Genomic DNA, 6,409 nt, shown 5'->3' with positions numbered 1-6,409 from the left:
GTTCCCTTGTGGGGTTTTCCCCTCCGGTTAGCGGTTGTTAATGGGCATTTTAAACACTTGCCCAGTCGCTTGCCAAAGCGACATTCGTCAAATTCCCTTTACGGGCGCACCAGGTATTCTTCCATTGAAACCTCGGTAGCGTACACCGCCGACTGTACCCCGCCCAGCCCGAACCAAACCTCTTTATATTTGCGGCTCGGATTGTTCGCCATGTTGATTGACAGGATTTGCCCTTTCTCTTTTTCGGTCAGACCGAGCAGGGATTGGATGCTGTCAAACTTGTTCATGTACTTGCGCTGGTCGAGAAGGATTTTACAGTCGGAGTTGTTGATAATGGATTCCTTCACTATCGGCGAGGCGATGATGTCGTCCACTTCCTGCGTTACGACGATAGCCTCCCCAAAGTATTTGCGGACGGTTTTATACATATATTTAAGGTATTCCGCCATATTCGCAGAGGATAGGGCTTTCCACGCTTCCTCTACGATAAGTTGTTTACGGACACCCTTTAACCGCCTCATTTTGTTAATGAAAGCCTCCATTATGATAATCGTAACCACAGGGAATAATTCCTTATTTTCTTTAATGGAATCAATTTCAAAGACGATAAAGCTCTTATTGAGCAGGTCGATGTTTTCCTCCGAGTTCAACAGGAAGTCGAAACGCCCGCCCCGGTAGTATTGGCGCAGGGTAGTAAGCATATTGTCGAGGTTGAAGTCTTCCCGGCTTACCTTGATTTCCCTTTCTTCGAGTTCCCGGCGGTAGTCATCGCGCATATACTCATAGAAAGTGTTGAATGAAGGAACGATACTGCGGTCTGCCTTTATCCGTTCGATGTACGCCGATACCGCGCTGCCGAGTTCCCCGCTTTCGGTTTTCGTAACCTTATCGTCGTCCGACTTCCAAAGCGTCAAAAGCAGCGTTTTGATACTATCCTTTTTCTCCACATCAAACTTGTAATCGTCGGTATAGAAAGGATTGAATGAAATCGGGTTTTCCTCGGTGTACGTGTAATAGATACCGTCCTGCCCTTTGGTTTTCCGGCGTACCATTTCGCACAAACCCTGATAGGAGTTTCCCGTATCGACCAGCACGACGTGCGTTCCCTGCTCCCAATACTGACGGACAAGGTGGTTCATAAAAAACGACTTGCCCGACCCGGAAGGCCCCAGCACGAATTTATTGCGGTTGGTGGTTATACCCCGTTTCATCGGCAGGTCGGAAATATCTACGTGCAGGGGCTTTCCGCTTACACGGTCGCACATCTTAATCCCGAAGGGAGAGGGCGACGACTGATAGTTCGTTTCCTGCGTAAAGAAGCACAGGGCAGGTTCGATGAAGGTGTAAAAACTTTCCTCTGCCGGAAAATCCCCCGCGTTGCCGGGCATCGCCGCCCAATAAAGCGTAGCGGCATCCACCGTGTTATGGCGGGGTTTACACTCCATTAGGGCAAGCTGGCTGCCGACATCGTTGCGGATATGCTTTAATTCCTCCGCATCGTCAGACCATGCCATCACGTTGAAGTGGGCGCGTACCGAAGTAAGCCCGAAGCTATGGGCTTCGTTCAAATACTTGTCTATCCACTCCTTATTGATTTGGTTTCCACGAGAATAGCGGGAAAGCGACTGCATATTGCGGGCTGACTTCTCGAATTTCCGCAGGTTCTCCGCCGAATCGTCCAAAAAGATGTACTGATTAAACACATGGTCGCAGGAGAGTAAAAGACCCACAGGCGCGGCGAAGCTCAATCGGCAATCGCTTCTATCCGTAGATAGCCGTTCATAGCGCATATCCGTTCCCACCGTTCCGGGCAAATCTTCCACATCCGAAACCGTATGCAGGCAGATTGTTTTTGAACCTATCCGCAGCCCGTCCGCTCCGAGTTCCATATCTTCCAGACAAGTCGTATCTTCCAGCGACAGGGCAAAGTATTTTTCAATAAGTCCTGCGCTTTCGGGCGTTCCCATAATCTCGTCGGAGGTTAAGCGCGTCAGGCGAACAAAGCCGCTGTCATTGACAATACGCTCAAACTGTCCGACCGATTCCAAAAACTTAACCGCCGTGTCCCTGTTTACTTCTTTCGGGATAATATTACCCCGGCAAAGGCTCGAAAAGTTCGACTGCATACGCATACGCTCCTTTGTCGTCTTTGTCAGGAACAGGAAGCAGGTGTGATTCAAATACGGTCTTTCGTTGAAATGACGCTCGAACGAGCGGGAAAGGAAGCTCATATCGTCGGCATCGGTCGCAGGCTTATAGTTCTCTTTTACGAACCAATCCTGCTTATGGATAACCGAGTAATCGGGCAATACCTTGATAGCCTTGCCCCAAGCGGAATGTATCATTTCATATTCGGCGGCGGTAACGGTAAAGAGTTCGGGCAAGTCCACCCGAAAAGCTACCGTTATATCCGCGTCCTTACTGATGATACAACCGTGTTCGACCGCCAAGAGCGGAAATTTGCTCTCGACGGTGGCGGCTTTCATTACGTTACGCATAAGCCACCCCCTTTCTGTTAGGCACACGGAAAAAGCGGCGCGAGTTCCGGCGGTTGATAAGGTAACGGGGATGCTGGCGTTTTGACATCAATTTCATTAAGCCGTGTTCCCCGTACTGGGCGTTCAGGCGGAATGTAAACCATACCAGCACCGACGCGGCAATAACCCCGAAACCTATACATATCCATTGGTCTATGCCTATCATATAGATAATGACAAAGACCACGAACACAGACAGCAAGCCGCCCGCGAAGATGAACAGGTATTGAGATTTCAGCCCCTTGAACTCGACGCTTTTTCCAATGCCTTTATTTACATTGTACTCCATATCTTGTTGTATCTATGGAGTTTATTACAGGAAGAAGGAGCGCAGGATAGTCGCCGCTACGATAAGGAAGATACACGCGCCGAACCAGCTTGCGGCGGTTTTTGACGTGTCGGGGTCGCCTGAACTGAACTTGTTATAGACTTTCACGCCGCCAATCAGCCCTACGACCGCACCAATGGCGTAAATCAATTTTGTTCCGGGGTCGAAATACGATGTTACCATTGTGGTAGCATCATTGATGCCCCCGATACCGTTGCCTTGTGCAAAGGCGGAAGAAACAGCAGCGATTACAAACGCCGCCGACAAAAGAACTCTCTTTTTTGTCATTGCTTTTTTAATTTAAGGCGGCAGGGGGTGGGATGATTCCCCCTTACCGCCGGGATTTTTGTTTACTTTTTATTCTCTGATTTTTTTAGTGGTCGGTAGCGCGTAGCTATCCGTAATCTCGTTCTTTCATTTCCGTTACTTTTAATCTGTTTTACATTTACGCCATACTGCGTACATTGAAATTGGCAGGGGCTTTTACCGTCGGTTCGGGGTAGGCTTCCCGCTGACGATAGTAGGCGGAGAAATAATCGTCCATAAGGTTGGAAACGACTTCTTTCTTTTTCGGCTCGTCCGATACAAGTTGCCCGAATATCTCGGTCTTTCGTATCTCGGCAAGCACCCGCCCGGCTTCTTCCCTTTCTTCGGTAGTGGCGTTTTCGGCGTTCCCCACCGTTTGCACCACCCCGGCAAGGTCGTCGAAGCCGATGCCCGTAGCCCGGCTACTTGCGGTTTCGTCCTCTGCCGCCTCGCTTTCCCAAGTGTCTAAATCCTCATCATCGGTTTCAAATTCCCCCTCCGGCTCGTTTTCGATAACTATATCTATTTCTTCACCGGAATTATCCGCCGTATGACCGGACGTTTCTACCTGTTCCCTCTCGGCTGGCAGGACATTTCCCGAAGGAATTTCTGCGGCAGCTTGTGCGTTCACGTCTGCAAATATAGCGTGGTTTTCTATTGCTTTTTCGCTCATTTCCAGCGTGGTAGCTTCTGGCTTCGAGTGGCGCATGGTAAATTTGCTTTTGCCGACTATATCCTCTTTCGGGGAAGGCTTAAAAGGGTTATACCCCTTTTTCCGCGCCGCATTTTTCTTCCGTTTTACCGACCGTTCCCAAACCATGTAACAGGCGACAATAAGCGCGTAGAGCAGAATTGCCCCGATAAAATACTTTTCCATATCCTTACATTAGATTAAGTCGCCTTCACGTTGGCGGTACAATTCGTTTATTTCTTCTTTATGCTGTTGCAAATGCTCGTTCAAAACCGTGTCGATATAGCCGCCGACACTTATTTCGTTTCCGGTATCGACCAAAGCCCGGACGAGTTTTGCAATCTTCGCATGAACATCGTAGCTGATATAGACGCATTGGCGAGTCTTAATCTCATTGCGTTTCAAAAATGTTTCCTTATAATTTGCCGACTGGTTCCGCTTTCGCTTGGGTGGTTCTTTCTGTTCTGCCGGAGATTCCGGTAGCTGTTCCGGTTCCTCGACAGGCGCAGGTTCGGAAGCGGACGGGTCATAAGGTTTCAACTCCTTTTCCCGGTTGCTCGGTTTCGCCTGATTGATTACAAAGTCGGCATCCAAGCCCGTTGTATCTACTCTTTTAGCCATAGCGCATTACATTAAGAGTTCGAGCAGTTCGTCAGCCAGCGCGTCGATGTTGCTGCCTTTAATCAGGCTCTTATCCACAGGGAACAGAGTGGAGCGGAACAGCGGTCGGCGGGATTCGGATTGCTCCCGGCGGAAACGCAGGCTGTTCGGGATAAAGGTTTTAAGGACGGGAAAATCCAACTCCTTAATAACCCCCTCGTAAATTTCGTATAGTTCGGATTTCTCCCGCCCGTCTACCATGTTCCAAAGCAGGTACATGGCTTTAATGTTGGTCTTACCCGTATTTACGATGTTATCCCTTACGGAAATCAGGTAGTTAAGCGTACTTTCCATAACCACCCTGTCGGCGGCAATAGGCGCGACGATATAATCCATGTTGGCAAGAGCAACGACCAAATCTTTGTTGTTGAGTGTTCCGGGCAGGTCGAAGAAGATATAATCGTATTCTTCCTGCCCGCAAAGCGCATCTGCATCGTTTAAGGCTTCCTGCGGGCTGCTCTCCACAATGGGGTAGAATTTCTTACCACCCAACTTGGTAATCTGTTCGTAAGCCATGCCTTTGTAAAACTCGTCGTTCTCGACCATCTTAAAATCCCGCTCCCTCATTTCGTGGATTGAGTGCTGCGGGAAATCGCAGTCGATTACCGCTACCTTGTAATCTTTTGCATAATGCAGGTAGCTTGCGACTAAAACGGTCAGGGTGGTTTTACCCGCACCGCCCTTTTGGGTTGAGAACGCTACATACTTCGGTTCTTTTTTACTTGCTTGCTTTTCCATTTTTCTGTTTTTTTAATTTGTTGATACTCTGTTTCAATGCACCGTCAAAGCGGTACTGTTTCTAATCAATCCATAAATACATGATTGCCGGTTCAGTGATTTGCCTGTCTGATAATCTGTTTATTTTCTTTTTTGCTTATCCGAATCCCTGCTGGTACACAGCATTGTTTCGGTACGACAGTATTTCAGTACGACAGCACAACAATACGACAGTACAAAATCAACTATCCGGCTTTCCATTTCTTTAATTATCCGGCTGCATATTGACGCGGAGGGATACGTCATTATTGATTTTCTGACGGCAAATTAAAGCCTTCTTTTTGGTACTTGCATCATGTTTCCGGGTGGTGGTCGCTTCTGGCTTCGAGTGGCGTTGATGTTTGATATACAGCGCATTGAATAAGGCGATAACTTTGCAGCATGAAATGTTACGCGCCGGGTTCGGGGTATTTTTAAGGTTGGGATTCCCCTCTCCCAAAGCCCCCGGCGGATGCAAAAATTTACCCTTTGAATATTGGGGTAAATCTTTTCCCGCTGCGGGAAAACCATTTGCATTTTGGCAAATAGCAAGATGTGTTGATTGCATCGCAAAACAAGTTTTGCAGCACTCAACCTCTTGCCCTGCCGGGAGCTTCACGCTGACCTCCGAAGTCGGCAGCTTGATGATGTCGGCGAGCCTCGCGTAACAGATTTTTCAACCACTAAAAAAATCAGTTATGAATGAAAAGAATCCGCCCCGCAAACGGGGTAAAGGGGGCAGACCCCCGAAGAACGACCCGGCGACACACCGCCTGACCGTGAACCTGACCGACGTGCAACACGCCGAGTTCCTCGCCATGTTTGAGCAGTCCGCCCTCGCTTCGCTATCCGGTTTCATTGCCGCCCGCATCTTCGGCGACGAGTTCCGTGTGGTAAAAACCGATGCTTCGACGGCTGAATTTGTATCGAAGCTGACCGCTTTTTACGGGCAGATACGTGCCGTCGGTGTCAATTACAACCAAACCGTTAAGCAGCTTCACACGACTTTCGGGGAGAAAAAAGCCTTGTCGTTGCTCTATAAATTGGAGCAACATACAATCGAATTGTCGAAAATCGGGCGCGAAGTGCTGGCTTTATGCGAGGATTTTAAGGCTAAAATCCGGTAGCTGA

General features: G+C 48.7%; 8 protein-coding genes. 1 reads left to right on the top strand and 7 read right to left on the bottom strand.

Annotated features, from left to right (window positions below):
* Positions 1 to 98: 98 nt before the first annotated feature.
* The 7 genes from OCV73_RS13990 to OCV73_RS13960 form a co-directional block, all read right to left on the bottom strand.
* Positions 99 to 2,498, bottom strand: a complete 2,400-nt coding sequence (locus OCV73_RS13990; protein ID WP_262512975.1) for a TraG family conjugative transposon ATPase — start codon at positions 2,496 to 2,498, stop codon at positions 99 to 101.
* Positions 2,491 to 2,826: a DUF4133 domain-containing protein gene (locus OCV73_RS13985; RefSeq protein ID WP_147553185.1), complete on the bottom strand. Its 336-nt coding sequence runs from the start codon at positions 2,824 to 2,826 to the stop codon at positions 2,491 to 2,493. The genes OCV73_RS13990 and OCV73_RS13985 overlap by 8 nt, the downstream gene beginning before the upstream one ends.
* Positions 2,827 to 2,850: 24 nt before the next feature.
* Complete coding sequence (locus OCV73_RS13980; RefSeq protein WP_147553184.1) at positions 2,851 to 3,153, bottom strand: DUF4134 domain-containing protein; 303 nt, start codon at positions 3,151 to 3,153, stop codon at positions 2,851 to 2,853.
* Between the two features lie 157 nt (positions 3,154 to 3,310).
* Positions 3,311 to 4,048, bottom strand: a complete 738-nt coding sequence (locus OCV73_RS13975; protein WP_147553182.1) for a hypothetical protein — start codon at positions 4,046 to 4,048, stop codon at positions 3,311 to 3,313.
* 9 nt (positions 4,049 to 4,057) lie between these two features.
* Positions 4,058 to 4,483, bottom strand: a complete 426-nt coding sequence (locus OCV73_RS13970) for a DUF3408 domain-containing protein (protein ID WP_147553180.1) — start codon at positions 4,481 to 4,483, stop codon at positions 4,058 to 4,060.
* 6 nt (positions 4,484 to 4,489) lie between these two features.
* A complete protein-coding gene (locus OCV73_RS13965) occupies positions 4,490 to 5,260 on the bottom strand; it encodes a ParA family protein (protein ID WP_147553178.1) in 771 nt (256 codons plus the stop codon).
* Between the two features lie 244 nt (positions 5,261 to 5,504).
* On the bottom strand, positions 5,505 to 5,846 hold the full coding sequence (locus OCV73_RS13960) for a hypothetical protein (RefSeq protein WP_147553176.1): 342 nt from the start codon (positions 5,844 to 5,846) through the stop codon (positions 5,505 to 5,507).
* 130 nt (positions 5,847 to 5,976) lie between these two features.
* On the opposite strand from OCV73_RS13960, the gene mobA reads away from it, so the two are divergent.
* On the top strand, positions 5,977 to 6,405 hold the full coding sequence (gene mobA / locus OCV73_RS13955) for a conjugal transfer protein MobA (protein WP_147553175.1): 429 nt from the start codon (positions 5,977 to 5,979) through the stop codon (positions 6,403 to 6,405).
* Positions 6,406 to 6,409: the final 4 nt, after the last annotated feature.

Origin of the sequence: Barnesiella propionica, from assembly GCF_025567045.1 — a bacterium.
Lineage (GTDB): Bacteria > Bacteroidota > Bacteroidia > Bacteroidales > Barnesiellaceae > Barnesiella_B > Barnesiella_B propionica.
This window is presented reverse-complemented; position numbering and strand designations above follow the sequence as displayed.